The 24616-nt window shown below is 71.1% G+C and carries 25 protein-coding genes; 13 read left to right on the forward strand and 12 right to left on the reverse strand.

All coding sequences use genetic code 11. From position 1 onward, the window contains the following. Positions 1-36: 36 nt before the first annotated feature. Together VF584_01095 and VF584_01100 are read right to left on the reverse strand one after the other, a co-directional pair. The gene (locus VF584_01095) at positions 37-2739 is read right to left on the reverse strand and encodes a tetratricopeptide repeat protein (protein HEX8208751.1); all 2703 of its coding nucleotides are present in this window, start codon (positions 2737-2739) and stop codon (positions 37-39) included. An 84-nt stretch (positions 2740-2823) separates the two neighbouring features. Further along, complete coding sequence (locus VF584_01100; GenBank protein HEX8208752.1) at positions 2824-5865, reverse strand: VIT domain-containing protein; 3042 nt, start codon at positions 5863-5865, stop codon at positions 2824-2826. A gap of 281 nt (positions 5866-6146) precedes the next feature. Here VF584_01100 and VF584_01105 point away from each other — a divergent pair, with 281 nt between their 5' ends. Then, positions 6147-6962 (forward strand): L,D-transpeptidase, encoded by an 816-nt coding sequence (locus tag VF584_01105; protein HEX8208753.1) that lies wholly within the window; start codon positions 6147-6149, stop codon positions 6960-6962. 101 nt (positions 6963-7063) lie between these two features. Here VF584_01105 and VF584_01110 read toward each other — a convergent pair whose 3' ends face one another. Further along, the gene (locus VF584_01110; protein ID HEX8208754.1) at positions 7064-7840 is read right to left on the reverse strand and encodes a phosphatase PAP2 family protein; all 777 of its coding nucleotides are present in this window, start codon (positions 7838-7840) and stop codon (positions 7064-7066) included. 71 nt (positions 7841-7911) lie between these two features. Between VF584_01110 and VF584_01115 the strand changes: the two genes are divergently transcribed. After that, positions 7912-8835, forward strand: a complete 924-nt coding sequence (locus tag VF584_01115; GenBank protein ID HEX8208755.1) for an ABC transporter ATP-binding protein — start codon at positions 7912-7914, stop codon at positions 8833-8835. Next, positions 8832-9554, forward strand: a complete 723-nt coding sequence (locus tag VF584_01120; protein ID HEX8208756.1) for a hypothetical protein — start codon at positions 8832-8834, stop codon at positions 9552-9554. Before VF584_01115 ends, VF584_01120 begins: the two co-directional genes overlap by 4 nt. Before the next feature lie 99 nt (positions 9555-9653). Here VF584_01120 and VF584_01125 read toward each other — a convergent pair whose 3' ends face one another. Together VF584_01125 and VF584_01130 are read right to left on the reverse strand one after the other, a co-directional pair. Further along, the gene (locus VF584_01125) at positions 9654-10421 is read right to left on the reverse strand and encodes a hypothetical protein (protein ID HEX8208757.1); all 768 of its coding nucleotides are present in this window, start codon (positions 10419-10421) and stop codon (positions 9654-9656) included. Between the two features lie 22 nt (positions 10422-10443). After that, positions 10444-10965 carry a hypothetical protein gene (locus VF584_01130; GenBank protein ID HEX8208758.1) on the reverse strand — a complete coding sequence of 174 codons (522 nt, stop codon included), beginning with the start codon at positions 10963-10965 and terminating at the stop codon, positions 10444-10446. 287 nt (positions 10966-11252) lie between these two features. Between VF584_01130 and VF584_01135 the strand changes: the two genes are divergently transcribed. The 5 genes from VF584_01135 to VF584_01155 all read left to right on the forward strand — a co-directional run bounded on the left by VF584_01135 (position 11253) and on the right by VF584_01155 (position 15360). Further along, positions 11253-12833: a 5'-nucleotidase C-terminal domain-containing protein gene (locus VF584_01135; GenBank protein HEX8208759.1), complete on the forward strand. Its 1581-nt coding sequence runs from the start codon at positions 11253-11255 to the stop codon at positions 12831-12833. A gap of 5 nt (positions 12834-12838) precedes the next feature. Continuing rightward, entirely contained in the window at positions 12839-13894 is a 1056-nt protein-coding gene (locus VF584_01140) for a serine hydrolase (protein ID HEX8208760.1), read from the forward strand. An 88-nt stretch (positions 13895-13982) separates the two neighbouring features. Beyond that, complete coding sequence (locus VF584_01145; protein HEX8208761.1) at positions 13983-14489, forward strand: DUF4442 domain-containing protein; 507 nt, start codon at positions 13983-13985, stop codon at positions 14487-14489. A 77-nt stretch (positions 14490-14566) separates the two neighbouring features. Beyond that, entirely contained in the window at positions 14567-14743 is a 177-nt protein-coding gene (locus VF584_01150) for a hypothetical protein (protein ID HEX8208762.1), read from the forward strand. Between the two features lie 2 nt (positions 14744-14745). Next, positions 14746-15360, forward strand: a complete 615-nt coding sequence (locus tag VF584_01155; GenBank protein HEX8208763.1) for a hypothetical protein — start codon at positions 14746-14748, stop codon at positions 15358-15360. A 159-nt stretch (positions 15361-15519) separates the two neighbouring features. Here VF584_01155 and VF584_01160 read toward each other — a convergent pair whose 3' ends face one another. The 6 genes from VF584_01160 to VF584_01185 form a co-directional block, all read right to left on the reverse strand. After that, a complete protein-coding gene (locus VF584_01160) occupies positions 15520-15699 on the reverse strand; it encodes a hypothetical protein (GenBank protein HEX8208764.1) in 180 nt (59 codons plus the stop codon). Positions 15700-15749: 50 nt separating this feature from the next. Continuing rightward, positions 15750-17012: a hydroxymethylglutaryl-CoA reductase gene (locus tag VF584_01165; protein HEX8208765.1), complete on the reverse strand. Its 1263-nt coding sequence runs from the start codon at positions 17010-17012 to the stop codon at positions 15750-15752. 117 nt (positions 17013-17129) lie between these two features. Next, positions 17130-17633, reverse strand: coding sequence for a type II toxin-antitoxin system VapC family toxin (locus VF584_01170; GenBank protein ID HEX8208766.1), 504 nt, complete (start codon positions 17631-17633; stop codon positions 17130-17132). Beyond that, the gene (locus tag VF584_01175) at positions 17630-17920 is read right to left on the reverse strand and encodes a hypothetical protein (protein ID HEX8208767.1); all 291 of its coding nucleotides are present in this window, start codon (positions 17918-17920) and stop codon (positions 17630-17632) included. The genes VF584_01170 and VF584_01175 overlap by 4 nt, the downstream gene beginning before the upstream one ends. A 108-nt stretch (positions 17921-18028) precedes the next feature. Continuing rightward, the gene (locus VF584_01180) at positions 18029-18886 is read right to left on the reverse strand and encodes a patatin-like phospholipase family protein (protein HEX8208768.1); all 858 of its coding nucleotides are present in this window, start codon (positions 18884-18886) and stop codon (positions 18029-18031) included. A 75-nt stretch (positions 18887-18961) separates the two neighbouring features. Further along, entirely contained in the window at positions 18962-19168 is a 207-nt protein-coding gene (locus VF584_01185; protein ID HEX8208769.1) for a hypothetical protein, read from the reverse strand. A gap of 176 nt (positions 19169-19344) precedes the next feature. Between VF584_01185 and VF584_01190 the strand changes: the two genes are divergently transcribed. Further along, positions 19345-19797: a hypothetical protein gene (locus VF584_01190; protein HEX8208770.1), complete on the forward strand. Its 453-nt coding sequence runs from the start codon at positions 19345-19347 to the stop codon at positions 19795-19797. 69 nt (positions 19798-19866) lie between these two features. Here the strand turns inward: VF584_01190 and VF584_01195 are convergent, their stop codons facing one another. After that, positions 19867-20133, reverse strand: coding sequence for a hypothetical protein (locus tag VF584_01195; protein ID HEX8208771.1), 267 nt, complete (start codon positions 20131-20133; stop codon positions 19867-19869). A gap of 363 nt (positions 20134-20496) precedes the next feature. On the opposite strand from VF584_01195, the gene sufC reads away from it, so the two are divergent. The 4 genes from sufC to VF584_01215 all read left to right on the forward strand — a co-directional run bounded on the left by sufC (position 20497) and on the right by VF584_01215 (position 24542). Further along, complete coding sequence (gene sufC / locus VF584_01200) at positions 20497-21261, forward strand: Fe-S cluster assembly ATPase SufC (GenBank protein HEX8208772.1); 765 nt, start codon at positions 20497-20499, stop codon at positions 21259-21261. A gap of 98 nt (positions 21262-21359) precedes the next feature. Beyond that, positions 21360-22769 carry a Fe-S cluster assembly protein SufB gene (gene sufB, locus VF584_01205; GenBank protein ID HEX8208773.1) on the forward strand — a complete coding sequence of 470 codons (1410 nt, stop codon included), beginning with the start codon at positions 21360-21362 and terminating at the stop codon, positions 22767-22769. Between the two features lie 108 nt (positions 22770-22877). Then, a complete protein-coding gene (gene sufD, locus VF584_01210; protein ID HEX8208774.1) occupies positions 22878-24221 on the forward strand; it encodes a Fe-S cluster assembly protein SufD in 1344 nt (447 codons plus the stop codon). Between the two features lie 12 nt (positions 24222-24233). Further along, the gene (locus VF584_01215) at positions 24234-24542 is read left to right on the forward strand and encodes a non-heme iron oxygenase ferredoxin subunit (protein HEX8208775.1); all 309 of its coding nucleotides are present in this window, start codon (positions 24234-24236) and stop codon (positions 24540-24542) included. Positions 24543-24616 lie beyond the last annotated feature (74 nt).

The raw sequence follows: 24616 nt of genomic DNA on the forward strand, positions 1-24616 counted from the left end.
CTCTGTGTCTCTGTGTGAGGACGCGGTTGCAGTTCGCTACGATTCGGGCGGCACGTACATCCGCCCCGCGCGCGATGCCTCCCAGATCTCGCGCCGGTACTCGTCCTTTTCGAAGTACTTCGGATCCGCCTTTGCGGCCATCTCGAACGCGGCGGCGGACTCGCGGAAGTTGCCGCGCAGATGCTCGATGTGCCCCACTTCGACCCAGATGTACGCCTGGGGATCGAGCGCAGCGGCTTTGCGATACGATTCGGCAGCCGCGCCCAGATCGCCCACCGCCTTCTTCACCCGCGCGCGCACCAGGTGGGTCCAGGGATCGGAGGCGTCCAGGCGCACCGCTTCGTCCAGCTCCTGCTCGGACTCGTCCAGCCGGTTCAGGTAGAGTAGCACCGAGCCGAGCTCGGCGTGCGCGTTGGCGCGGCGCGGGGCCAGCCGTATCACTCGGCGGTACTCGGGCTCGGCCGCGGCGTACTGCCCCTGGCGCAGGTGCGCCCAGGCGAGGTTGTGCCGCGCATCCACGTGCGCGGAGTCCATGACGGTCGCGATGCGCAGGTGCGAAACGGCGTCCGCGAACTCCTCCTTCTGGATCAGCGCCCACCCCAGCGAGTTGCGCAGATTGACGTCGCTCGGGTTGAGGCGCACCGCCTCGTCGAGCGCCGGAACCGCTTCGTCCCACCTCTCCTCGTCCACCAGCGCCCACGCGTAATCGCGCGCCGCGACCGGGTCCTGGGGGTTCAGGGTGGCGGCCGCGCGGAGCTTGCCCACCTCGGCAGACTGCTCCGCGGCGGTGGAGGGCGCGTCGTCCGGGTCCGCGACGGAGGCGATGCCGGCGATGAGAACCACTCCCACGACGCCCGCCACCAGGAGGTTGCGCGGCGAGTACCACGCGGGCGCGGACCACCCGACGGAGACGGACGCGGCGGCGGCGGGCGGCCCTTCCCGGCGGTAGACCTCGGCCCCGGCGAGGTTGCGCAGCCGCGCGCGGAGCGAGTAGGCGCTGTCCACAGGGAGGATTACGTCCACGGGCTCGGGGAGCTGGATGCGGGGAAGGAGGCGCCGGCACACCTCCAGCGTGCGTCCCTCGGATCTGTACCGGTACCAGGGGGTGCCCGCTTCTACCGCGAGCACCACCGCCGGCGCCTCGCCGTCCTCGCGCGACTTCTTCTGCACCAGGTACGCGCCGCGGATCTCCGGGAACTCGCGCAGCGCCGCCACGAGCTCGTCGCGCGCGGAGGACGGAAGGGGGTACGGGCGCAGCGTGTCGCGCCACGAGACCGTGGCGCGCTCCTGCAGGGCACGCAGCGCCACCTCGCGCAGCCGGGTGCGGCGCTCGCGGCAGCGCTGAAGGTCGCGCGGCCACCCCACACGCGCGTAGTACTGCTCCAGCGCCTCGTTGGCCTGGATGGCCGACGCCGTGTCGCGGCGGCTCTCGGCTTCCAGCAGCCGCACGGCCTCGTCGTGGGCGGCGTGGTCCTCCTGATGGAGGAGGAGGGTGCCCAGGAGCACGCGCGCCTCGGTGCGGTCCTGCACGCGGCGGAGGAGGGGGATGGCGGTCTCCGGGGGCTCGCAGTGCGCCGCCCAGCGCGCGTGCGCCCACGTCGCATCCGCGGCGGGTTGCGCGGCATCCGTCCAGACGCGGGCGTCGGCGTGGCACTGCCGCCAGAGCGGCCCGGCGGACTCCGCCCACGCCGTGCCCACCTCCGCGGCCAGCGCCGGGGCGGCCGGGCCCAGGAACGCCGCCGCGCCCGATTCTGAGGCCCCCGCCGCCAGGGCGCGCTCCGCCTCCGCCGGGTCCGCGCCCAGCGCCTCCAGGCGGTCCGCCAGGCTGGGATGGCTGTGGCTGTCCAGCGTGCGGTCGCGCAGCGCCGCGCGCACCCCGCGCTCCAGCTCCGCCCGGCCGAGCGGCTCGCCCACCGCATCCAGCACGCCGAGGAAGTCGTCCACGGCGGGCGCGGGCCGCTCCAGCGAGCCGCGGAAGACGGACGGCCACACCACCCGCTCCAGCCGCACCGTCCACAACGTGAGGCGCAGGAGGGCGCGCGCCGCCACCGCCACGCCGGACACGCGCGCGGCGAGGTGGTCGCTCTCGAACTCGTGGCCCCGGCTCGCCTCCTGGGTCCGTGCCTCCAGGCGGGGCGTGTACCAGCGAAAGAAGGGGACGAAGAGAAAGGAGGCCCAGCGGAACGAGTGGGTGAAGCCCGTCACCAGCACCTGCCAGGTCGCCTCCGCGCGCGCAAGGAGACGGCGCGAGCGGCTGTGCTGGCGCGAGAGGTGGGCGAGCTCGTGCGCCAGGATCGCGCGCATCTCGTCCTCCGAGAGCGCGTACAGCAGGGGGAGGCCCAGCATGAGGTAGCGCTGGGTCCATCCCACCGTCCCGAAGCGCGGGCGCTCCATCACACCCGCGTTCAGCTCGTGGGTCAGGAACACGCCGTCCAGCGCGGGCGCGCGCATCTCCCCGCGTGCGCGGTCGATCGCGCGGAAGAGCTCGGGGCACTCCTCCCGCGTTACGGGCCTTCCGGTGGGGGGCGCGAACCCCACCAGGAGCGCGATGATCATGTAGAAGACCAGCCCGCCCAGCGCGTACCAGCCGACCGCGCCCAGCCCGAGCTTCACGGAAAGGACGATCACGCCGCAGAGCAGGGCGAGCACGGCCGCCACGTAGGCGTAGCCGAGCGCCGCAAAGAGCAGCGCCCGGCGCAGGCGAAGCCTGGAGGCTGCCGCGTGTCGGTCTGGAAGCATCGGTGCAGGATGGGTGATGGTGCCGGCGGGCCGTCCCGGGCCCGCCTCCATACGACGACGGCCGGCCCGGGTTCCCTGGGATGTTTACCGGCTCGCCGCCACCGGATCGAGGACGAGGACGCGCTGCACGTCGCCGCGGTCCGGGAGGAGGCGGAAGGGCTCGATCCGCACGCGGACGTCGCCGGCGCGGGCGGGCTCCATCACCACCACCATGCCGCGGCTGATCCCCATGGGGCCCGCCGCGTAGTACTTCACGCCGACGTGGTACCTGCCCGGAAGCACGCGGTCCGTCAGCACCACCTCGGGGCCGAAGCCCTCGGTGATGTCCTCCAGGAGCTTGATCCCGCTGGGGGCTTTCGGGGCCGCGTAGAATACGTGGGCGCCGACGGGATCCACCACGTGCAGGTCCACGTCGTTGCCGTCGGTGTCCCAGGTCATGGTGATGCGCAGGCGTTCGGTGCGCTCCAGGTCGACGTTGTGCCGCGCGGCGCGGCGGCGGATCTCGGCCGCGCGGCGGGGCGCGCTGCGCATCCACGAGCGGTACACGTAGCCCAGCTCCTGCCTCACCACCTCTGCCACGTTGCCATACCACCGGTCGACGGGCCCGGCGAGCACCCCCTCCAGCACGGTGGCCGCCTCCTCCGCGCGACCCGACTGCCAGAGGAGGAGCGCGAGCGTGCGGTGCGGGTTCGGCAGGTCGGGGCGCATCTCCACCGCGCGGCGGGCCGGCGCCTCCCACTCGGTGCGCGCCCCGATCCGCCAGAGGAGGAGGGCGGCGCGCTGGAGCATCTCCGGCTTGGAGGGCGCCACCTCCACCAGCGATCCGGTGGCGCGCACCGCCTCCTCCGCGCGCCCCAGCGCGTGGCTCGCCAGCGCCAGGCTCTCGTAGACCTGCGGGTTGTCGGGGTCCATCGGCTGCCAGCGGAACGCCACCTCGCGCATCTCGCGCCACAGGCCGGCTTCGCCCAGCGCCTCGCTGAGCTGATTGTAGAGGGCGCGGTCGCGCGGGTTCGCGCGGAGCCGCGCCCGCAGAGAACTCACCTCGCCCGGCGCGAAGCGGGTCGCGCTCACCCACTTCGGCAACTCGGCCCGGGCCCGGGACGCCGTTCCCGTCGCCACCGCCCCATCCAGGTTGAGCGTCGCGGACAGGGGGGCCCGCGGGGGCACGGACGCCGGGGGCGGCGGCGGGACCGGCGCGACTGGCGGCGGCGGGACTTCGACCGCGGGCGGCGGCGGCGGCGCGCTCATCGGAGGGGGAGGAGGAGGAGGAGGAGGAGGAGGCGCGCTCGCCGGCGGGGCCTCGGCGGTCCGCTCCTCCGGCTCCTCCGCCATGTCTTCGCCGTCGGCCGAATCGGCGAGCGCGAGCGCGCCCCCAGGCAGCGGGGCGCGGGCGCGGTCCAGCCGCTCGATCCCGCGCGGACCCACGGCCAGGATCTCCGCCAGCGCGGTGCGGCGCAGGCCGAAGCGCTCGTAGTCGGCCTCGCTCTCCAGCACCAGCATCGTGGTGCGCGGCACCATCACGCGGTGCTCCAGGCTCAGGCGGACCTGCTCCTCCGCCAGCCGCTTGCGGGCCTCCGGACCGTCCGCGTCGCGCTCGTCGTCCACCAGCTTCTCCAGGTGCGCGCGGTAGAACTCGCGCACCAGCAGGGGGCCGAAGCGCTCCTCGTCCAGCGCCGCCGCGCCGCCGACGGGGGCGCCGTCCACCGACAGGCGGCTCGCCGCCCCCTCGCGAAGGCGGCCCAGCACGAGCACCTCGCCGCCCTCCTGCAGGTCGTCCGCGCCGCGGACGTGAAGGAGCTCGGCGGCGCCGTCGCGCACGGCCACGCTGCGCCCCAGCGGCAGCGCCAGGCGCGCGGCGGCGGCGCGGGCGTGCTCCCGCATCCGCTCGGTAAAGGGCACGCGCACGATGCGGCCGCGCCCCTCGGTGATCGGCCGCAGGGTGGAGCCGTCCTCGCGCGCGCCCAGCACCAGCACGCTCAGCCGCGTCCTCGCCGGCATGCGCGCAAGGGGACGGAAGAGCTCGGCCGGATCTGTGGCGCCCATGGTGGCGGCCCCGTCGCTCACCAGCACGAATCGCGTGCCGGGCTCGCGGGCGGCGCGGGCGGCGATGGCGGCCAGCGCCCCGTGCAGGTCGGTGCCGCCCAGGAAGCCGCGCCGGCGCAGGAGCATCTCCACGCGCTCCCCGGCCTCGCGCGGGGCAAATGTGCCCAGTGGCCTCACCGCCTGGTCGAAGGCGTGCAGCTCCACCGTGCCCCCCGGCAGCGCGCCGAGCACGGTGCGCAGCGCGGCCAGCCGGTGCTCCATCCCCTCGGCCGCGGAGGCGGAGGTGTCCAGGAAGAAGACCCAGCGCATCCCCTGCTCCGGCCGCGGGGCCGGCACCGTCGGCCTCGTACCCGCCAGGTAGAACTGCCCCGCGCGCAGCAGGTAGCTTCGCGGCGCTCCGGCGCGCGGGCGCCAGGCGATCTCCAGGTCCTCGGTGGGGGTGAAGCTCTCGTTCTCGAACGCCATCGCCCCCCCGGCCACCGTGCGGCTGCCGGCGGGGCCAAAGAGCGTCGCGCGCGCCTGCTCCTCGTGCGGAAGCGGGCGCACGTGGGCGGTCACCCGCAGCATCCCGATCCGCGGCAGCCCGCGCAGGGGGAGGCGGTAGGTGCGCACCCCCGCCTCCAGCGGAAGGAGCCGCGTATATCCGAGCACCACCCGCACGCGCCCGTTCGCCTCTATGGGAAAGACGCGCGCGCTGAAGCGGTTCCCCTGGTCCTGCTCCAGCAGCGCGGGGTCGCGCATCTGGTGGAGGATCTCGGCGTAGACCCGGTTGGCGCGCACCCGCTCCACCACCTCGCCCTCCATCAGCCGCCCGTCCACCTCCTTGGCGAAGCGGCTCACGGTGGCGCCCTCCGGAAGCGTCGCCGTGAAGCGCCCCTCCATCCGCCGCCCGTGCGGGTTGCGGAACACGATCTCCATCTCGGTGAGCGAGAACACGCCCTCGATGGCGCTCCGCACGTTCATCTCCTCGATGGCGAGCTCCTGCCCGTCCGCGTCGGAGAGCGCGATCGGCGCCGTCTGGGCCGCGATGGATCCGGCGGAGGCGAAAAGGGCGAGCACGACACCCGCGGCGAGTCTGCGCATCTGGAGATCCGGGGAGATAGCCGAAATGTGGCACGGCAGGGAGGCGACGCACCGCAATGTGCGGCGTCGCGGCCGGTCCGTCCAGCGTTTACCGGTGGGGGGTCAGATGACCAATGTGGCCCGAAGGTGATACGGGTACGTTGCCACCACGATCTCGCCGCCTGAAACACCGCACGGGGCGCGACGTAGATGGCCGCAGGCGGTTGCAGCGCCGGCGGTCGCGACGGGAGGGATGGAGGAAGCGCCCCCCGCGGCCCGCAACGACAGACCCAAACCCGACCATGGCCACTCTTCTTCGCCTGACCTCGACCGCGCTGATCCTGGGCGCTTCCGCCATCGCCGCTCCCGCCCGCGCGCAGGGGCCCATGGAGCTGGTCGTCAACATCCCCGCCGGCCGGCTGGACGTGATGCAGGGCGGCGAGCGCGTGCGTTCCTACCCGGTGTCGGTGGGCCGCGCGCGCTACGCCACGCCCACGGGCGCCACCGGGCTGCGGCGGATGGTGTGGAACCCCACGTGGACGCCCCCGCCGGGCGCGGCCTGGGCGCGCGGCGAGAAGAAGACCGGTCCCGGGTGGTCGAATCCGATGGGGCGGGTGAAGATCCACCTCTTCGGCGACTACTACGTGCACGGCACGCCCGCGGGGAACGAGCGCTTCCTGGGGAGCCCCGCGTCGCACGGCTGCATCCGCATGCGCAACGCGGACGTGATGGAGCTGGCCACGATGATCCTGCGCGCGGACGGCTCGCCCATCTCAGACAGCACGCTGGCGCACCTGGCCCGCACGCCGCGCGCGACCCGCGAAGTCGCGCTCTCGGGCCGGGTGCGCGCCCGCATCGAGTACCGCCTGACCGAGGTGGCCGCCGACTCGGTGACCATCCTTCCGGACGTGTACGCGCGCGCCGGCGGCGCCTACGCCACGCGGGTAGGCGACGAGCTGCGCCTCGCGGGCGCCGAACCCGCGCCGGTGCTGGCGCGCCTCGGCGGCTCCCGCCCCGCGACCGCGCTCCGCATCGCGCGCACCCCGGAAGCCCTCCTGCCGGATCGCACCGCCACCCTCGCGCTCGCGTCCACGGCCGGCGAAGCGATGCCGCGCTGATCCGAACAGCAATCTCACTCAGAGACACAGAGGCACGGAGGAGAAAGCAAGAAGTTCTCTCTCTCTGTGGCTCCGTGTCTCCGTGTGAGCCCACTGTCTCCTCACTTCTCCAGGTCTTCTTCCTCCGCGGTGAGCTCCGGGCGGCGGTAGCGGAAGTAGCGCACGGCGCTCAGGCCCAGGCCGCAGAACGATGCCCAGGCCAGCCCCGTGGCGAAGCCGCCCAGCACGTCGGAGGGCCAGTGCACGCCCAGGTACATCCGCGACCATCCGACCAGCGCCACGATCGTCGCCGCCGCGCAGACGGTGAACCAGCGCAGGCCGCGCTGCGGGATCAGCCGCGCGACGAGGTAGGCCAGCGTCGCGTAGCCCACCATCGCCGTAATGGAATGGCCGGACGGGAAGGATGCCTGAAAGGCGTGCGGCGTGCGCCAGGGGAAGAGGTCGGGGCGGGGACGGTTGAAGAAAGCCTTCAGGATGCTGCTCAGGATCCAGGACCCGCCCAGCGCGATCCAGAGCAGCACGGCGGAGTAGCGGTGTCGGCTCCCCCACAGGTACACGCTGGCGACCGCCACCACGATCCCCACCACCAGGCCCGAGCCCAGCGCCGTCACGTTCATCGCGAAGTCGTCCAGCCGCGGGCTCGCCTGCTTGTTGAGCCAGAGGAGGATGGCGCGGTCGGCGGCCTCCGTCTCGCCCGATGTGACGGCGTCGGCGAGGGCGGCGAAGGCGGCCACGCCGGCCAGCATCACCGCCATCGCCAGCAGGAGAAAGGTGCCGACCGCCGCGTGGAATCCGCCCACCCACCGGCCGATGCCGCGCAGCAGGGGGCGGAGGGCGCCCCGCTCGGGATGCTCGTGTGCGTGCCTGGGCGTGTTCATGGGCGCAAGGGCGGCGCAGAAACCGTTCCGCGCCCTTGCGCCCGGCGGAGGCCCACGGTACGCTCCCGCCCATGATCCGCTTCACCGACGTGGTAAAGGAATTCGCCGGGCCGCTGGCGCGCGCGCGCGGCGGCCCCGTGCGCGCCCTGGACGGCGTGACGCTGGAAGTGCCCCCCGGCACCGCGCTGGGGATCGTGGGTCCCAACGGCGCCGGCAAGAGCACGCTGATCCGCCTCCTCCTGGGCTACATCCGCCCCACCCAGGGCCGGGTGGAGGTGCACGGGATGGCGCCGCGCGGCTACGTGGAGAAGCACGGCGTGGCCTACGTATCCGAGCTGGTGGCGATCCCCCCGTCGTGGACCACGCGCGGCGCGCTGGACGCCTACGCCGCCCTGGCCGAGGTGGAGCACGCCCGCGCCCGCGTGGACGACGTGATGGAGCGGATGGAGATCGCGGCGGTGGCGCATCGCAGGGTGGGCTACCTGTCCAAGGGCAACCTCCAGCGCCTGGCGATGGCGCAGGCCCTCCTCGCCCCGCGCGGCGTGATGGTGCTGGACGAGCCGACAAGCGGGCTGGACCCGGAGTGGATCGCCCGCCTCCGCAGCGTCGTGGCCGAGTGGCGCGCGGAAGACCCCCAGCGCACCCTGCTGATCGCCTCGCACAACCTGGACGAGCTGGAGCGCACCGCCGACCTCGTGGCCGTGCTGGAGACCGGCCGCGTGCGCGAGCTGCTGGACCTGCGCGCCGCCGAGGGCATCGATCCGCCCTACCGCCTGGAGGTGGAGGACACCCCCGGCGCGGTGAAGGTGGTGCACGAGATCTTTCCCGGCGCGCTGGAGGAGGAGGGCGCGCCCTGGGCCTTTCGCGTGGACCCCGCCTCCCCGCGCGAGATCAGCGAGCGGCTGGCGGCGCTGCTGGCCCGCGGGGTGGTGGTGCGCGCGCTGGCGCCGCAGCGGCTGCGCCTGGAAGAGCGCGTGCGCGGGGGTGTGCGATGATCCCCATCCTCCTGCGGCAGCTGCGCTGGCGGATCGCGGCGCTCGCGCTGGCCGGCTTCATCTTCTACCTGGCCGACCCCGCGCTCCACGAGCACCCCGCCGAGTCGCCGGGGGACGTGTCCGAGCTGCTGGAGCCGTTCGGCATCTCCTTCACCATCGCCAACCTGGCGACGGTGGGGATGGTGGCGTTGCTGGCCGGCTTCATCGCCACCGACCGGCGGCGCGGCTACTACCGCCTCGCCTTCTCGCACCCCACCCGGCCGCTCGCCTTCTACGGCCTGCGCTGGGTGCTCTCCCTGGCGCTGGCGATGCTGGCCGCCGCCTTCTTCTGGTTCTTTGCACAGCTCGCGGCGTGGGGAGAGATCCGGGTAGGCCCCTCCTTCCTCCTCCAGGCGCTCCTCCTGGCGGTGGTGTACGGCGGGCTCACCGCCTTCTTCTCCGCCCTGGTGCCGCGAGGCGACGGGTTCCTGGCGGTGATCCTCTTCTTCCTCACCGACACCTGGCTGAGTCTGATGCAGGCGTCGCCGGTGCTCCCCTTCACCCCCGGGGTGCGCGCGGCGATCTCCTTCATCCTCCCGCCGCACTCCGCCGTGAGCGACGTCTACAACGCGCTCCTTTCCGGCGGCGTGGCCTGGGGCGCGGCGGCGTACGCGCTGGGCTACGGCCTCTTCTGGCTGGTCCTGGCCGGCCTCCTCGTGAAGTACCGCGAATGGCCCTGAGCCAACGTGCTTCATGGAGACGGGGCCCTGCTCGAACCTCGAGCAGGGCCCCTTTTCTTTCCGCGCGAATCGCTTATGCCTGCGGCGGCTTCCCGGCCATCACCCCATGCTCATCGCGGAAGCCTGCGGAGGAACACTTTCCAGCAAGCCGCGAGTGGGAATCTCCCTGCGGGCGAGGTAGACCCTCCGCATCGCGGCGCATACCATGATGGCCAGCAGCGTCACCCGGTACAGGTTCATGTGCAGCACGGAGGGAGCCCACGCTACCCCCAACGCACTCAGCCCGATCATCCACAGGATGTTGAGCGCGACGTTGAACGTGTACGCCGTTAGCGCCAGCCACAGCAGCCTGTCCACCTGGTTGCCTATCAGCACCGCAAAGAGCGCGGCCAGGAGGAAGACCAGCTCGAAGGCGTCGGATACGGCGACCGCGGAGAAGTGCGGCTGAATTCTGAACGCGCCTTCGTACCACCCGACCACCGCACCCACTCCCATCCCCGCCAGCACCACTCCAACGCTCAACAGAAGCGTGAGACTCCGCGACAGCTCCCGCCGCCAGAACGTCAGCACGCCGAGAACAACGCAGAACGCCAGCATGGCGAAGGTGCGGCTGTGGTTGGCGGCGGGAAGGGCCACCAGGTAGCTCCTGAACACCCGCGTCTCCGGGCCCGCGAAGTACGCCCACGTGCCAAAGGTGTTCTGCGCGAGCCGGTTCAACCCCTGGAGGAGAAACGTGATCCCGGTCACCGACCACAGGAGCAGGTGGCGGGGCGACCCGCTCTTTACGTAGCGCGGCACGGTCGCCGCCACGATCCCGAACAGGATGAACAGGAGCGTGAGAAGCCATTGAAGGGATAGGATCAGCATCGCCCCGCGTCTCCCTCCATGATCAGGATTCGCAGATCGGCGGGCAGGTGTCGGCCGTGTTGTCCACCTCCACCGATCCGCCGGGGTCCGACTGCAGCGCCTGCACCCCGCCCCTGCCGCCGTTGCCGCGCTCGGTGACCTGGATGCGCGAGATCTGGTCGCCGCCGCGGATGGGCTTCACGTGCGGGTTCGGGGTCACCGGCGTGCCCCGCTTCTTGAACCCGATCTGCAGATCCGAGATAGGGCCCCGGTAGTCCGGCGGGCCGATGGGATCGTCCAGGATCTCCACCTCGATGTCCAGCGCCAGCGGTCCGCCGGTGACGGTGAGGGTGCTTCGCGGGACTGGGCCGCCCGTGTCCTGGCAGTTGAAGGTGCCGGACTGCTGGTAAACGGGGATCTGGGTGCCATCCGGGGCATTGAACACCACGCGGCTCGCGAAGCCCTTGTAGAAGCGGAACGTGTACTCGGAGCCGTCGTGTTGGATCGTGCTGGTCTGGTACGGATCCTCGTTGAGACGAGCGGGGACGGCAGCGGAGTCGATCATGGTACCTCGGCAGCGGGAGGGGTGGGTACAGCGGGCACAACGAAAGTGTTCTGCGTGTACAAAAAAAACAAGCCGGGCCGGAACGATCCGCTAAAGCGTTCCGGCACATGAATTTGTGCCACTTGACCAATCTTGCTCGCGCTCCGGCGCCCGTCACAGAAGGGCGCAATTGGGACGCGCACGCCCCACATTGCCCCATCCCCGCCCCGGCGCGCGGGGTGCGAAGGCGGGTGTGGACGGCGTATCTTGTTCAGCGCCGACGACGTTTTACCCGCTACGGAAGCAGCATGAACCGGTTCCGCTCCACCGCGCCGCTGGGAGTCGCGCTCGCGCTCCTCCTGGGCGGCGCCTGTGCTCCTTCGATGCAGACCCCCTCCGCCGCCGCGCCCTCCGGGGTTAAGCGGTTGCGGGTGGTGCACACCAACGACATCCACGGGCGCATCGTGCCGCAGCCGCCGCGCTCGGGAGGGACGCGCGCCGCCGGTGGTGCCGCGGTGCTCGCCGCCCACTTCGACAGCGCCGCCGCGCGCTTCGCGGGAGCCACCATCTTCCTCTCGGCCGGCGACGACATGCAGGGGACGGCCATCTCCAACCTGAGCTGGGGGCGCGCCACCATCGCCGCCTTCAACGCGATGGGGTACGACGCGGCCGCCACCGGGAACCACGAGTTCGACTGGGGCCAGGATACCCTGCGCAACCGCATGCGGGAGAGCCGCTTCCCCTGGGTGGCGGCCAACCTCTACCACGCGGGCACCGGGCGCCGCCCCGAGTGGGTGAAGCCGTATACGGTCATCGAGCGGCGCGGCGTGCGCGTGGGGGTGGTGGGGGTCGCCCTTCCCAACACGCCGGAGATGGTGGTGCCCGGGCGAGTGACGGGGCTGGAGTTCCGCCCCGCGGTGCCCGCCATCGACCAGGCGGTGCGCGAGGTGCGCGCCGCCGGTGTGGACTTCGTGGTGGTCACGATGCACATCGGCGCGGAGTGCCGCGTCCCCGGCACCGCGCCCGAGGAGGAGTCGCGCGAGTGCTCGGGGGAGATGATGGACGTGGCGCGGGCCCTCACCCAGCCGGTGGACCTGGTGGTCGGCGGCCACACGCACCTGCGCGTGCTCGCCATGGCCGGCGCCACCCCCGTCGTCGAGGCGATGTCGTACGGCGCGGCCTACAGCGTCACCGACCTGGAGCGGAGCGGCGGGCGCACGCGCGTGTCGTACCGCGCCGTCCGCACCCCCTACGCCGACGAGGTCACGCCGGACACGGCCGTCGAGCGGGTGGTGCGCGAGTGGGAGGCGAACGTGCGCCCCCTCACCGAGCGCGTGGTGGTGACGACGGCGCAGCCGCTCGTCAACCAGGGGCGGGAGCGGCCGCTGGGCAACCTGCTGGCGGACGCATTCCGCCGGGCGGCGGGGGCGCAGGCGTCCATCATCAACAACGGCTCCATCCGCAGAGGGCTCCCGGGCGGTCCGGTGAACTACGGCGTGCTCTACGAGATGCAGCCCTTTCAGAACGCCATCTTCCGCGTGGAGGCCACCGGCGCGCAGCTCCGCGCCGCGCTGGAGAACGCCGTCGCCACCGGCCGCCCCACGGCGCACGTCTCGGGGATGACCGTCGCCTACGACTCAGCGGCGCCGCAGGGAAGCCGCATCCGCTCCGTGCGCCTGGACGGCGGCCGCGAGCTGGGCGACGCGGACCGGGTGACGCTGGGCCTCACCGAGTTCATGGCGCAGGGCGGCGAGCGCTACACCTCGCTCGCCGCCGGCCGCCGCACCGCCACCGGCCTGGTGGACCTGAACGTCCTGATCGACCACATGCGCTCGCTGCCGCAGCCCGTGCAGCCCCCGGCCGTCGGGCGCTGGCGCCTGGTGCGGTGACGGGGGTGACGCGCGCCGCCCTCGCCGCGCTCCTCCTGGCCGCGTGCGACGGCGCGGCGGCCGCGCGCGAGACTCCGCCGGCGGCGCAGGTGGTGCGGCGCCCGCCTCCCGGCGACACCCTCAAGTTCGCGGAGGCGGTGCGCAGGGGCGCGGAGCTCCCGCGGCTCACCGGGATGCTGGTGGCGCAGGACGGGCGCGTGGTGGCGGAAGAGTACTGGCGCGGCGGCGCGGCCACCCGGCGTACCAACATCAAGTCCGCCTCCAAGAGCGTCCTTTCCGCGCTGGTGGGGATCGCCGCCGGCGAGGGAAAGCTGCGCGTGGACCAGCCGGTCGCCGAGATCCTGCCTGAGCACTTCGGGCCCGGCACCGATCCCCGCAAGCGCGCCATCACCGTGGGGCACCTGGTGTCGATGACGGCGGGGCTGGAGAGCACCTCGTTCGACAACTACGGCGAGTGGGTGCAGAGCCGCGACTGGGTGCGCGATGCGCTCCGCCGCCCGCTGGAGGCCGCTCCCGGCGAGCGGATGATCTACAGCACCGGGAGCACGCACCTCCTTTCCGCGGTGCTGACGCGCGCCACGGGCAGCAGCACCTGGGCGTACGCGGTGGAGAAGCTGGGCGAGCCGCTGGGCATCACCATCCCCCGCTGGCAGCGCGATCCGCAGGGGATCTACTTCGGCGGCAACGACATGTACCTCACGCCGCGCGCCATGCTCGCGTTCGGCGAGCTGTACCGCAACGGCGGCGTGCACCAGGGGCGGCAGATCGTTCCCCGCGAGTGGGTGAGCGAGTCCATGAAGCCGCGCGGCGCATCCGATTACAGCGGCTTCGACTACGGGTACGGGTGGTGGCTGCGCCAGTCCGGGCGGCACGAGATCTACTTCGCCTGGGGCTACGGCGGGCAGCACATCTTCGTGGCTCCCTCGCTCGGCTTGACGGCCGTCTTCACCTCCATCTCCGAAGGTCCGCGCGAGCGCGGCCACCTCCCGGCCATCCACGCCATCGTCGACGAGCAGCTCGTCCCCGCGGCCGAGGCGGCGCGGGAGTGGCGCGGAAGATGATCTGCCCCATTTGCCGGGCGGGCCCCGGGCCCCATGTTGAGGGCGGCACGCCGATCTCATTCCCCCCAAGGAGCCGCCCTTGAGCACCGTGACCGCCCCGGCCCTGCCGGACGCCGCCCGCGCCGAGGCGTTCCGCGCCAACATGCGCAGCCGCGCCCGGATGCGGGCCTACTTCATGGCCAGGCTGCCGCTGGCCTGGTTCGCCGGGCTGCGGGTGCGCCACCTGGACGCGGCGCGCTGCGATGTGGTGGTGCCGCGCGGCTGGCGCACGCAGAACCCCTTTCGCAGCACCTACTTCGCCGCGCAGGCCATGGCCGCCGAGCTGTCGACCGGCGCCCTGGCGATGGCTGCCGTGCAGGGGGCCGGCGCTCCCGTCTCCATGCTGGTGACCGAGATGAGGGCGTCGTTCGGCAAGAAGGCGGTGTCCGACGCCGTCTTCACCTGCGCGGATGGGGAGCTCATCGCCGCCGCCGTGGCGGAAACGCTGCGCACCGGCGAGGGCACCACCGCGGAGACGACCAGCGTGGGGCGGATGGAGGATGGCACGGAGGTGGCAACCTTTGTCTTCACCTGGTCGTTCAAGCGCAAGAACTGAGAAGTCGTCTATTACCGGCTCGATCAACCACGGCCCGCACGGGCCGCACGGGGTCGTCCGCACGAGAGGAGGCACGCATGGCACGACGCCCCAACTATGGCTTCGAGAAGCGTCAGAAGGAGATGCTGAAGCAGCAGAAAAAGGACGAGAAGGAAGAGAAGAAGCGCGCCCGCAAGGAGCGCGAGGCGGAGGGCGGGGTGGAGGAGGGGGCGGAGGACGACGGCACCGCGGCGGACGACGACGAGGACGCCTGAGGGTGGCCGCCGAACCCGGCGCGCCGGCAATGGACGGTTTGGACCCTGAGCTCCGCGCCCGCATCGCCGCGCTGAGCGACGAGGGGTGGGAGATCTGGGAGCGCTTCGACGTGGACGTGCGGCGGAACGACTGGCACCCCTTCGTCCCGGCGGACTACGAGCGCGTGCTGGAGGCGCTCGTGGCGCAGCGCGGGGCGGGGCTGCGCTTCCTGGAGTGGGGCTCGGCGACGGGGGTCATCACCATCATGGCCGACCTGCTGGGCTACGAGGCCTGGGGGATCGAGCTGGACCCGGCGCTGGTGGAGGTGGCGCGCGGCCTGGCGTCGCGGTACGGCTCGGGGGCGCGGTTCGCGGCGGGGAGCTTCATCCCCTCCGGCTACCGCTACCGCCCCGCCGACGGCGACGGGCGCCTGGGGACGATCGGCCACGGCGCCTCCGCCTACCCCGAGCTGGGCCATCCGCTGGAGGACTTCGACGTGGTGTACGCCTACCCCTGGGGCGGCGAGGAGGCGATGATGATCGACCTGATGCGCGCCTACGGCGGCCGCGGCGCGCGCCTCCTCCTGCACGGCGGCGAGGGCGTGCGCATCTACCGCGACGGCAAGCCCGTGCCATAAGGAATACCGTCTCGACAGCGCCCGCGCGGTCAGAAGATCAAGGTGTCACGCAAAGGCGCGAAGACGCCAAGGAAGACATAGAAGTGCTTTCTTTGCGCCTTTGCGCCTTCGCGTGAGACCCTTTTCCTCTCCATTCACCCGGGTTGAGTCAGTCGCGCTTCACACCGCCACCGGTTCGGCCACGATGGACGGAACCGCGTCGGAGGCGATGGTGCGGCCGCGGCCGTCGGCGGGGCCCATCTCCTCCACGCCGCCGGGGTAGACGAAGGAGTCGCGCGGAGCGTAGAAGCACGACCCGGCCACCACCTGCAGCGGGGCGGCGGGGCGGAGCGCGTACACCGGGTGGCCGGGCTCCAGGAACTCGACCGACGAAAACGGTGCTTCCGCCGTTATCCCACCGGCCCGCGCCCCAGCCGCTGGTGCGCCGCGGCGAACTCCCCCGAGGCCAGCGCCCCCACGATCGACACCTCCCCGGCCAGCGCCACCGCCGCGCAGATCTCCGCGAACCGCCCCGCCTTTCCCGCCCCCACGCAGTCCAGGATCGCCAGGCACTCGCGCGCGGTGGGAAGGCGCGTGCCGCCGCCCACCGTCCCCACGATCAGGTTGGGGAGGGTGAGCGCGACGTACAGGTCGCCGTCGCGCACCTCCATGCGCAGCACGGCCAGGCTGGCCTCGGCCACGCACGCCACGTCCTGCCCGCACGCCACAAAGAGCGCGGCGAGCGCGTTGGCCACGTGGCTGCTGGCCCCCATCGCACCGGTCTGCACCCCGCCCAGCAGCCCCATCCGCCAGCAGTCGCACATGCGCTCGGGGGTGGCGCGGAGGCCGCGCGTCACCAGCGTCCGCGGGAGGAGCGCCTCGGCGGTCACCCTGCGCCCGCGGGTGTGGAGGAAGCGCGCGGCGGATGCCTTCTTGTCGCCGGAGAGGTTTGACTCCACGAACCAGTACTCCGGCCGCACCGGGGTCCGGTCCAGGATCTCGCGGCAGATGGCGGCCGTCGCAAAGGTCACCATGTTCTGCCCCGCCGCGTCGCCGGTGCGAAAGGAGAACATCAGGTAGACGTGGTTCGCCTCCAGGTGCGCGCGCATCCACACCAGCCGCCCGTAGCGCGACTCGCGCGCGGCGATCTCGCGAAAGAGCTCCACCCGATGCGAGGCCCACTCCGCGAAGCGCGCCGCCTGCGCCAGCGTCCCGAAGGCGAAGGCGGGCGCGCGCTGCACCTCTTCCTCCACCAGCATGCACACCGCGCCCCCGGCACGCGAAAGGATGCGCGCCCCGCGGTCGTAGCTCGCCACCAGCGCCCCCTCGGAGGTGGCGAGCGGCACGAACACGTCCTCGCGCAGGTGCAGCCCGTTCACGCGCAACGGCCCGATCAGCCCCACCGGCAGCTGCGCCATCCCCACGAAGTGCTCCACGTTGCCGCGCAGCGCCTCCGGGTCCGGCGTCCCGCCGCGCCCCTCCAGGTGCGGCACCTCCACCCCACGCCCGCGCAGGAACGCGATCCGCCGCGCCTGCCCGGCACGCGTCGAGTCGAGCGGCGCGGGAACGCGAAGGGGCACCGGGCGCTCGCGCGGCGGCACGGGGGCCAGGCGCGCTTCCCAATCGTGGTACGCTGCGGGGTCTCTGTCGTCCATCGAGCTGGAAGCCGGCATCCGTGGATCATCGCGAACCCGCCCCTAGCCGCACGCTCCGGGCCGGACGCGGAGCGGGAGGGGAGATCACGGCGGGTTTTCCGGATGAATGCGGGACTTCGGCAGGCTCTGGAGCGGCTATTCGGACGGCGTGACGGGCGTGGAGGTGCCGGGCGGAACCGGACTTTCCGGATTGAACACGTCGAACAGCTCCGCCGTCGCCGCGACGTTCAGGCGCCGGTCCGCGGACCCGAACTGGAAATCGACCCAGGCCGGCGCCTGGCGCCTTGCGGCCAGTCCTGTCGCGAGGTGGATCGCGTCGATAGCGCGGAGACGGTGCCGGCGTGTAAGCTCCGCGGCGCGCTCGAGCAAGCGCGGCTTCGGCTCCAACAGGTGATAGCCGGCGAAGTCCGTGGCGATGCGGTTCCACACCTCTTCCGCCTGCTCGGGGGTGATTTCACCCGCGAAGGTGCGCCGGGAGACCGCGGAGACGGCCTCGACGAACGCAATCCTCGAGGTAGCCACCCGTGTTCCGGACGACTCGGCCGACAGATCTCGAATGACTTGACGCACCACCTCGGTTCCTTCTTCCCAGAAATACGCCTTCACCAGCACGCTGGCATCAAAGTAGTAGTACCTCACCACTCGTACTCTTCGCGCTCTTCGATGACTGCGGCGCTTAGCGAGGTATTCGCCCGCAGCGGTTCGGGCAGGATGCGGTTCGGAACTGGCCTGCCCGGCGTGACCTCAATCCCTTCCTGCGCGAGTCCTCTGATGAATTCCTGAACGTCCGGCGGCAAATCGCTCAAGTCTGGCAGCTCGATGGCCGGCTCATCCTCCAGCATCGGGATACTCTCCGACGGCTGGAGTCTGTTCAGCAACCCATCGTCGTACTTGGCGAGGTCCGCGGTCTGCTTGTCTTCCATCATCGGAAAGCTCCTTGGTGGCGTGTGTTCGTACGCCATAGAATACCGCATTGCCTAAGGTGCGGTTCCTACCGCTTTTACGCGCTTGGAAGCTGCCAGCGGGAGACCAAACTATGCCGCGTCGGCCGCCTTGAGAGCTTCGCGGGCCGCGCGGTAGCCTTCCTCCAGGAAGTACTGCGTGCGGCCGAAGTCCCAGCCGCCCAGGTGGCCGATGCGGGGGCGGATGTAGACCACCGGCGGTCCCTGCCAGCCGTCCAGGCAGCGCTTTCGCTGCTCCTGAAGGTTGAGCGTGAGGACGCGCTCGTGGATGGCGACCATGCCGCGCTCGAAGTACTTCTCGGCCGGGGGCGTCATCTCGGAGCCGACGTCGACGGCGATGATGCGGCCGGCGCCCCAGGCGGCGGCCTGGCGCACGGGGAGCACGTCCAGCACCCCGCCGTCCACCAGCACGTCGCCTGCGATGCGCGCGGGGGGGAAGTAGATGGGGATGGCGCACGATGCGTACACGGCGTCCACCACCGGCACCTCCTCGTCGGCGCCGCTGCCGAACCACACCTCGTTGCCGGTGATGAGCGAGACCGCGTTGAGGCGGAGCGGCTTCTGGAGCTCGGAGAAGGCCTGGATGGGGAGGGTGCGCTCCAGGTAGCCGCGGAAGTGGTCGCCGCGGAACACCGCTTCCTCGCGCACGCCGCCGAAGAGCACGGCGCGCCGGTTTATGGCCACGATGTCGTCCTTGGTGAGGTTGCGGGCCAGTTCGGCCAGCTCGCGCCACCCCCAGCCGGAGGCGAGCCCGGTGGCCATCATCGACCCGATGCTGGTGCCGATGAAGGCGCTCACCTCGATGCCGGCCTCCTGCAGCGCCTTCCACACGCCGATGTGGGCCACGCCCTTCATCCCCCCGCCGCCCAGCACCAGCACGGTGCCGCCCACCGGCGCGGAAAGTGGAAGCGGGTTCTGCGGTTCGGGCATGGTGGCGGTGTGTGCGGGGTGAGGGGGGGCGTGTGGAGGATGGTGCGCGGGAAGCATGCCCGAAAGTCCGGTTGTTTACGGAGCGAACGCCCACCATGCGAACATCAAGGGGAGCAGTCCGCAAAAGACCGCGGCCGCGCCGTCCAGCAGCATGAAGCCGCGCCGTACGGCGCCGGCGTCACGGAACTTCGTGATCCGCTGCCGGCGGAAGGCGGGCGAGAAGAGGAAGCACCAGAACGCCGCGCAGTAGCCGAGTATCTCTCCCACTTCAAGGATGTCCATCGATCTCATCCAGGCGAAGGGAACCCGCGCGATCCACGATCTCTCTACTCCGCCGCGGCCCGGCCGGTTTCGCGGCGCGAACGCAAGGTGAAGCGATGAAAAGGGTTCCGGTTTGCCGCGGGGTACGTTACCTTGCGGGTCTTGCCGCACGACCCACCCCCAAAAACCGAGCCGCCATGCGCATCCTACTTGCCGCAGTCGTCCTTTCCTGCGGCGCCGCCTCCGCCGCATCGGCGCAGCAGGCCGACAGCACGAAGCAGAGCGGCCAGCCGGCCGCCGTCACAGTCCTGGTGGTGAACCGCACGACCGACGAGCTACGCGTGAGCGGCCGCGGCGCGAGCTCGGTGCGGATTACGGCGGGGAGCAGCGGGTGCGTGAAGCTGCGCGGCAACAGCGGCGACGTGGTGCTCAACGCGGAGATCGTGGGAAGCGACGTGGGGGTCACGACGACTACGCGCCCGGCGGGCTCGGACGAGCCCGGCGGCTCCCCTCGCGGCACGGCGCGCCGCCGCACCATGCGCTCCGAGGCGTTCGCGGCCTCGGCGGCGCCGGCGTGGGAGTGGACGATCGCGGGGTATACGGCCGACCAGGCACAGGTGGTTCCGGCCGCCACGGCCTGCTCCAACTGACGCAGCGCGGCACCTGGGAAGAGAGAGGGGGGGAGCCCACGGGGCTCCCCCCCTCTCCGCATCTGGACTCTACTGGACCATCTGGATGGTGAAGCGATCGGGGGCCACCGCGTGCTTGTGGAACCTCAGCGGGAAGGGCGTGCCCACGATCTTCATCTGCCGGACCTTCTCCACCGTGACGGGGATGCCGCCGATGGTGAGCATCTCCGCGAGGGCCACGACGGTAAGCTGCTCGGTGCGCTCGCCGTTTGCGCCGTTGCGGCCAAGCTCTGTCACCTCAAAGGTGACGAGGTCATCCTCCCTCGCAACGGCTTTCCATCTCTCGTCCCGGGCCATTGGCTCATCTCCTGGAGGGGGTGCGTCCACTTCGCGGACGGCGGGCGCGGCCGCTCGGCGGCGCCGGAGCGGGGAAGCTGCGCCCGGCCGCGGCGAAGCTGCAGCCTTGCGGCACACGCGAGCACAACCCCCGCATCATTCTTGCGACCCGGCCGCACCCCCTTTCCGTGACGCGAGGGGATGCTTGACGCGGGCGGGGAGCGGGGGTAGCTTGCCCCCTGATACGGAGAATCATTATTGGGAGACGCACCCACGGGGAGCGGAACCCGACGGGCGGGGTACCAGGAGGTTTCCCGCCGAACGCGACGCACAACGACTACCGGCCGGCCCCGCGCGGGCCGCCGTCCCAGGAGACCGAACGAGATGTCCGAGCCGCTGCTTAAGATCACCAACCTCCACGCCGAGATCGCGGAAGACGGCACGGAGATCCTGAAGGGGCTGGACCTGGAGCTGCACGCGGGCGAGATCCACGCGATCATGGGGCCCAACGGCTCCGGGAAGAGCACCCTTTCCAAGGTGATCTCCGGGCACCCCGCCTACGAGGTGACCGACGGCGACATCCTGTTCAAGGGCGAGAGCGTGCTGGACATGGAGCCCGACGAGCGGGCCCGCGCCGGCATCTTTCTGGCCTTCCAGTACCCGGTGGAGATCCCGGGCGTCTCGGTCGCCAACTTCATGCGCACTGCGCTGAACGCCAAGCGCGGCGAAGAGGTCGACATCTTCGACTTCCAGGACGAGCTGGAGGGGCGGATGGGGATGCTGGAGATGGACCCGGCCTTCGCCATGCGCTCCGTGAACGACGGCTTCAGTGGCGGCGAGAAGAAGCGCAACGAGATCCTTCAGCTCGCCATGCTGGAGCCGCAGCTCGCCGTGATGGACGAGACGGACAGTGGCCTGGACATCGACGCGCTGAAGATCGTGACCAGCGGGATCAACAAGATCAAGGACGAGCGCAAGGACATGGCCGTCCTGCTGATCACGCACTACCAGCGGATGCTCAACTACATCACCCCCGACCGGGTGCACGTGATGGTGGACGGGCGGATCATCCGCTCCGGCGGCCCGGAGCTGGCGCTGGAGCTGGAGGAGCGGGGGTATGATTGGCTCCGGGAAGGGGCCGCGATCTGAGAAGAAGTGCTAAGTGCTAAGTGCTAAGTGCTGAACTGCAGGACTTAGCACTTAGCACTTAGGACTGCCGTTCGACACCCGCAGAAACAGGGATCATCATGCCCGTAAACGAAAGCGTCGCCGCACTGAACCTGGACGAGTACAAGTACGGGTTCCGCGACGAAGAGAACTACATCTTCAAGAGCCGCAAGGGCCTGGACGAGGACATCGTCCGCGAGATCAGCGGGCAGAAGAACGAGCCGCAGTGGATGCTGGACGTGCGGCTCAAGGCGCTGAAGCACGCCGTCAAGCGGCCCTGGCCCACCTGGGGCGGCGACCTGAGCGGGCTGAACTTCGAAGACATCTACTTCTACATCCGCCCCAGCGAGAAGACGGGGCGCACGTGGGACGAGGTGCCGGAGGGGATCAAGAACACCTTTGAGCGGCTGGGGATTCCGGACCAGGAGCGCCGCATCCTGGCCGGCGTCGGCGCGCAGTACGAGAGCGAGGTGGTGTACCACTCGCTCAAGAAGGAGTGGGAGGACGCCGGCGTCATCTTCAAGGGGATGGACGACGGGCTGCGCGAGCACGAAGACATCGTGCGCCAGTACTTCGGCACCGTGGTGCCGTACCGCGACAACCTGTTCGCGGCGGTCAACACGGCGGTGTGGTCCGGCGGGTCGTTCGTGTACATCCCCAAGGGGGTGAAGCTCGACATGCCGCTCCAGGCCTACTTCCGCATCAACGCGGAGGCCATGGGGCAGTTCGAGCGCACGATGATCATCGTGGAAGAGGGCGCCCAGATCCAGTACATCGAAGGGTGCACCGCCCCAACGTACGCCCAGGACTCGTTCCACTCCGGCGTCATCGAGATCATCGTCAAGGAAGGCGCGCGCTGCCGCTACACCACCATCCAGAACTGGTCGCACAACGTCTACAACCTGGTGACGCAGCGCGCCATCGTGGGGCGTGACGCCACCATGGAGTGGGTGGACGGCAACCTGGGCAGCAAGCTGACCATGAAGTACCCGTCGTGCTACCTGAACGGCGAGGGCGCGCGCGGCGAGATCCTCTCCATCGCGTACGCCGGCCCCGGCCAGCACCAGGACGCGGGCGGCAAGGTGGTGCACAACGCGCCGCACACCAGCAGCCGCATCGTAAGCAAGAGCATCTCGCGCGGCTCGGGCCGGTCGTCGTACCGCGGCCTGCTCAAGGTGGAGGAAGGGGCGCACCACGCGCGCAGCAACGTGGAGTGCGACGCCCTCCTGCTGGACGAGGAGGCACGTACGGACACCTATCCGTACATCGAGATCAACGACCCCACGTCGCAGATCGGCCACGAGGCCACGGTCAGCAAGATCGGCGACGAGCAGCTCTTCTACCTGATGAGCCGTGGCCTCAGCGAAGACGCCGCGGCCACCATGGTGGTGCGCGGGTTCATCGAGCCGATCGCCAAGGAGCTTCCGCTGGAGTACGCGGTGGAGCTGAACCGGCTGATCGAGCTGGAGATGGAAGGGAGCGTAGGTTAACCCCAGTGCCAAGTGCCCAGTGCCAAGTGCTCAGTGGTTCGGTAGTTACTGGGCACTAGGCACTGGGCACTTGGCACTTTTGTACTTTCTACCGAACCGGACCCCATCGTGACCCATACATCTGTCGCCGCCGAATCGCTCGGCGTCTTCACGCGCGACCAGGTGGAGATCCTTTCCGCGCGCAAGGTGGAGGCGGAGTGGCTGCGCCTGGCACGGCAGCGGGCGTACGGCATCTTCGCCGAGACTCCCATGCCCACCACCGAAGCCGAGGAGTGGCGCTACACCGACATCGGGCGCAGGCTGCGGCTGGACGCGTTCTCGTTCGCCGAAGAGGCCGCGCCCGCTACCGTCGACGCGCTCCCGGCCCCGCTGCGTGCCCTGATCGTTGAGGCGGGCGAGGGCGCGCGCGCGGTGCAGGTGGATGCCTCCGTGGTACTGCGCGAACTGCCGGCCGAGCTCGCGTCGCAGGGGGTGATCCTGGCCTCGCTGGAAGGCGCCGCCGCAGAGCACCCCGAGCTGGTGCAGCGCTACCTGGGGAGCGCGGTGACGCCCGAGGACGGGAAGTTCGCCGCCATGAGCAACGCCTTCTGGAGCGGCGGCTTCTTTCTCTACGTCCCCAAGAACGTGCGGGTGGAGACGCCCGTGCGCCTCTACCGCTGGCTCAGCGGCGCGGGGACGGCGGCGTTCGGGCGCCTCCTGATCGTGGCCGAGGCCGGCGCCGAGATCGCCATCGTGGACGAGCTCGCTTCCGACGCCATGCCGTCGCCCACGCTCTCGGTGAGCGCGGCGGAGATCGTGGCGGAGGAGGGCGCAAAGGTGACGTACGTGGCGGTGCAGCGGTTCGGGGCGGGGGTCTCGCACCTGAGCACGGACCGGCTGGTGGCCGGGCGCGACGCCAAGATCACCACGCTCTACGCCACGCTCGGCGGCGACCTGTCGCGCGCGGACGCGCAGTGCAGGATGCAGGCGCCGGGCGCCCACGTGGACATGCTGGGCGTGTACATCGCGCAGGGGACGCAGCACTTCGACAACGAGACGCTGCAGGACCACATCGCGCCGCACGCCTCCAGCAACCTGCTCTTCAAGGGGGCGCTGCAGGACACGGGTCGCTCGGTGTTCCGCGGCCTCATCCGCGTGCACCCCAAGGCGCAGCGCACCGATGCGTACCAGACCAACCGCAACCTCCTGCTGAGCCTCGGCGCCCGCGCCGATTCCCTCCCCAACCTGGAGATCCAGGCGGACGACGTGCGCTGCTCGCACGCCGCCACGGTGGGGCAGCTGGACGAGGAGGAGCTCTTCTACCTCCTCTCGCGCGGCATTCCGCGCAGCGAGGCGGTGCGGCTGGTGGTGTTCGGCTTCTTTGGCGAGGTGCTGGACCAGCTCCCGCTGGAAGGCGTCCGCGCCGAGCTGGTGCGGGCGGTGGAGCTGAAGCTCGCGCGCCGGGGGCTGTAGCCGGTGGTGTGGGTGCGCGCGGCCTCCGTCGCCGACGTGGCGGAGGCATCGGCCATCGACGTGGAGCTGAACGGGGTGCGGGTGTGCCTGGCGCGCGTGGGAGACGAGTTCTACGCGCTGCAGGACAACTGCTCGCACCGCGACTTCCCGCTCTCCCCCGGCGAGGTGGACCCGGACGAGTGCACGATCACCTGCGAGTGGCACGGCGCCATGTTCGACCTGCGCACGGGCGTGCCCCAGTGCCCGCCCGCCGTGCGCCCGGTGCCCGTGTTCACCACCCGCGTGGAGAACGACTCCGTCTTCGTGGACATGCCGGAGTAACTGCATGGCTCACACAGAGACACAGAGAGAACAGCTAAAGGGCTTTCTCTGCGGCTTGCTGTTTCCTCCGTGTG

The organism is Longimicrobium sp. (assembly GCA_036389135.1).
Classification (GTDB): domain Bacteria; phylum Gemmatimonadota; class Gemmatimonadetes; order Longimicrobiales; family Longimicrobiaceae; genus Longimicrobium.

Coding starts and splice junctions, on each gene's coding strand:
- VF584_01195 (HEX8208771.1), bottom strand. CDS start 20,133: ATGGCCCGGGACGAGAGATGGAAAGCCGTTGCGAGGGAGGATGACCTC.
- sufC (HEX8208772.1), top strand. CDS start 20,497: ATGTCCGAGCCGCTGCTTAAGATCACCAACCTCCACGCCGAGATCGCG.
- VF584_01180 (HEX8208768.1), bottom strand. CDS start 18,886: ATGCCCGAACCGCAGAACCCGCTTCCACTTTCCGCGCCGGTGGGCGGC.
- VF584_01175 (HEX8208767.1), bottom strand. CDS start 17,920: ATGATGGAAGACAAGCAGACCGCGGACCTCGCCAAGTACGACGATGGG.
- VF584_01120 (HEX8208756.1), top strand. CDS start 8,832: ATGATCCCCATCCTCCTGCGGCAGCTGCGCTGGCGGATCGCGGCGCTC.
- VF584_01150 (HEX8208762.1), top strand. CDS start 14,567: ATGGCACGACGCCCCAACTATGGCTTCGAGAAGCGTCAGAAGGAGATG.
- VF584_01115 (HEX8208755.1), top strand. CDS start 7,912: ATGATCCGCTTCACCGACGTGGTAAAGGAATTCGCCGGGCCGCTGGCG.
- VF584_01105 (HEX8208753.1), top strand. CDS start 6,147: ATGGCCACTCTTCTTCGCCTGACCTCGACCGCGCTGATCCTGGGCGCT.
- VF584_01135 (HEX8208759.1), top strand. CDS start 11,253: ATGAACCGGTTCCGCTCCACCGCGCCGCTGGGAGTCGCGCTCGCGCTC.
- sufB (HEX8208773.1), top strand. CDS start 21,360: ATGCCCGTAAACGAAAGCGTCGCCGCACTGAACCTGGACGAGTACAAG.
- VF584_01100 (HEX8208752.1), bottom strand. CDS start 5,865: ATGCGCAGACTCGCCGCGGGTGTCGTGCTCGCCCTTTTCGCCTCCGCC.
- VF584_01190 (HEX8208770.1), top strand. CDS start 19,345: ATGCGCATCCTACTTGCCGCAGTCGTCCTTTCCTGCGGCGCCGCCTCC.
- VF584_01165 (HEX8208765.1), bottom strand. CDS start 17,012: ATGCCGGCTTCCAGCTCGATGGACGACAGAGACCCCGCAGCGTACCAC.
- VF584_01110 (HEX8208754.1), bottom strand. CDS start 7,840: ATGAACACGCCCAGGCACGCACACGAGCATCCCGAGCGGGGCGCCCTC.
- VF584_01185 (HEX8208769.1), bottom strand. CDS start 19,168: ATGGACATCCTTGAAGTGGGAGAGATACTCGGCTACTGCGCGGCGTTC.
- VF584_01130 (HEX8208758.1), bottom strand. CDS start 10,965: ATGATCGACTCCGCTGCCGTCCCCGCTCGTCTCAACGAGGATCCGTAC.
- VF584_01095 (HEX8208751.1), bottom strand. CDS start 2,739: ATGCTTCCAGACCGACACGCGGCAGCCTCCAGGCTTCGCCTGCGCCGG.
- VF584_01125 (HEX8208757.1), bottom strand. CDS start 10,421: ATGCTGATCCTATCCCTTCAATGGCTTCTCACGCTCCTGTTCATCCTG.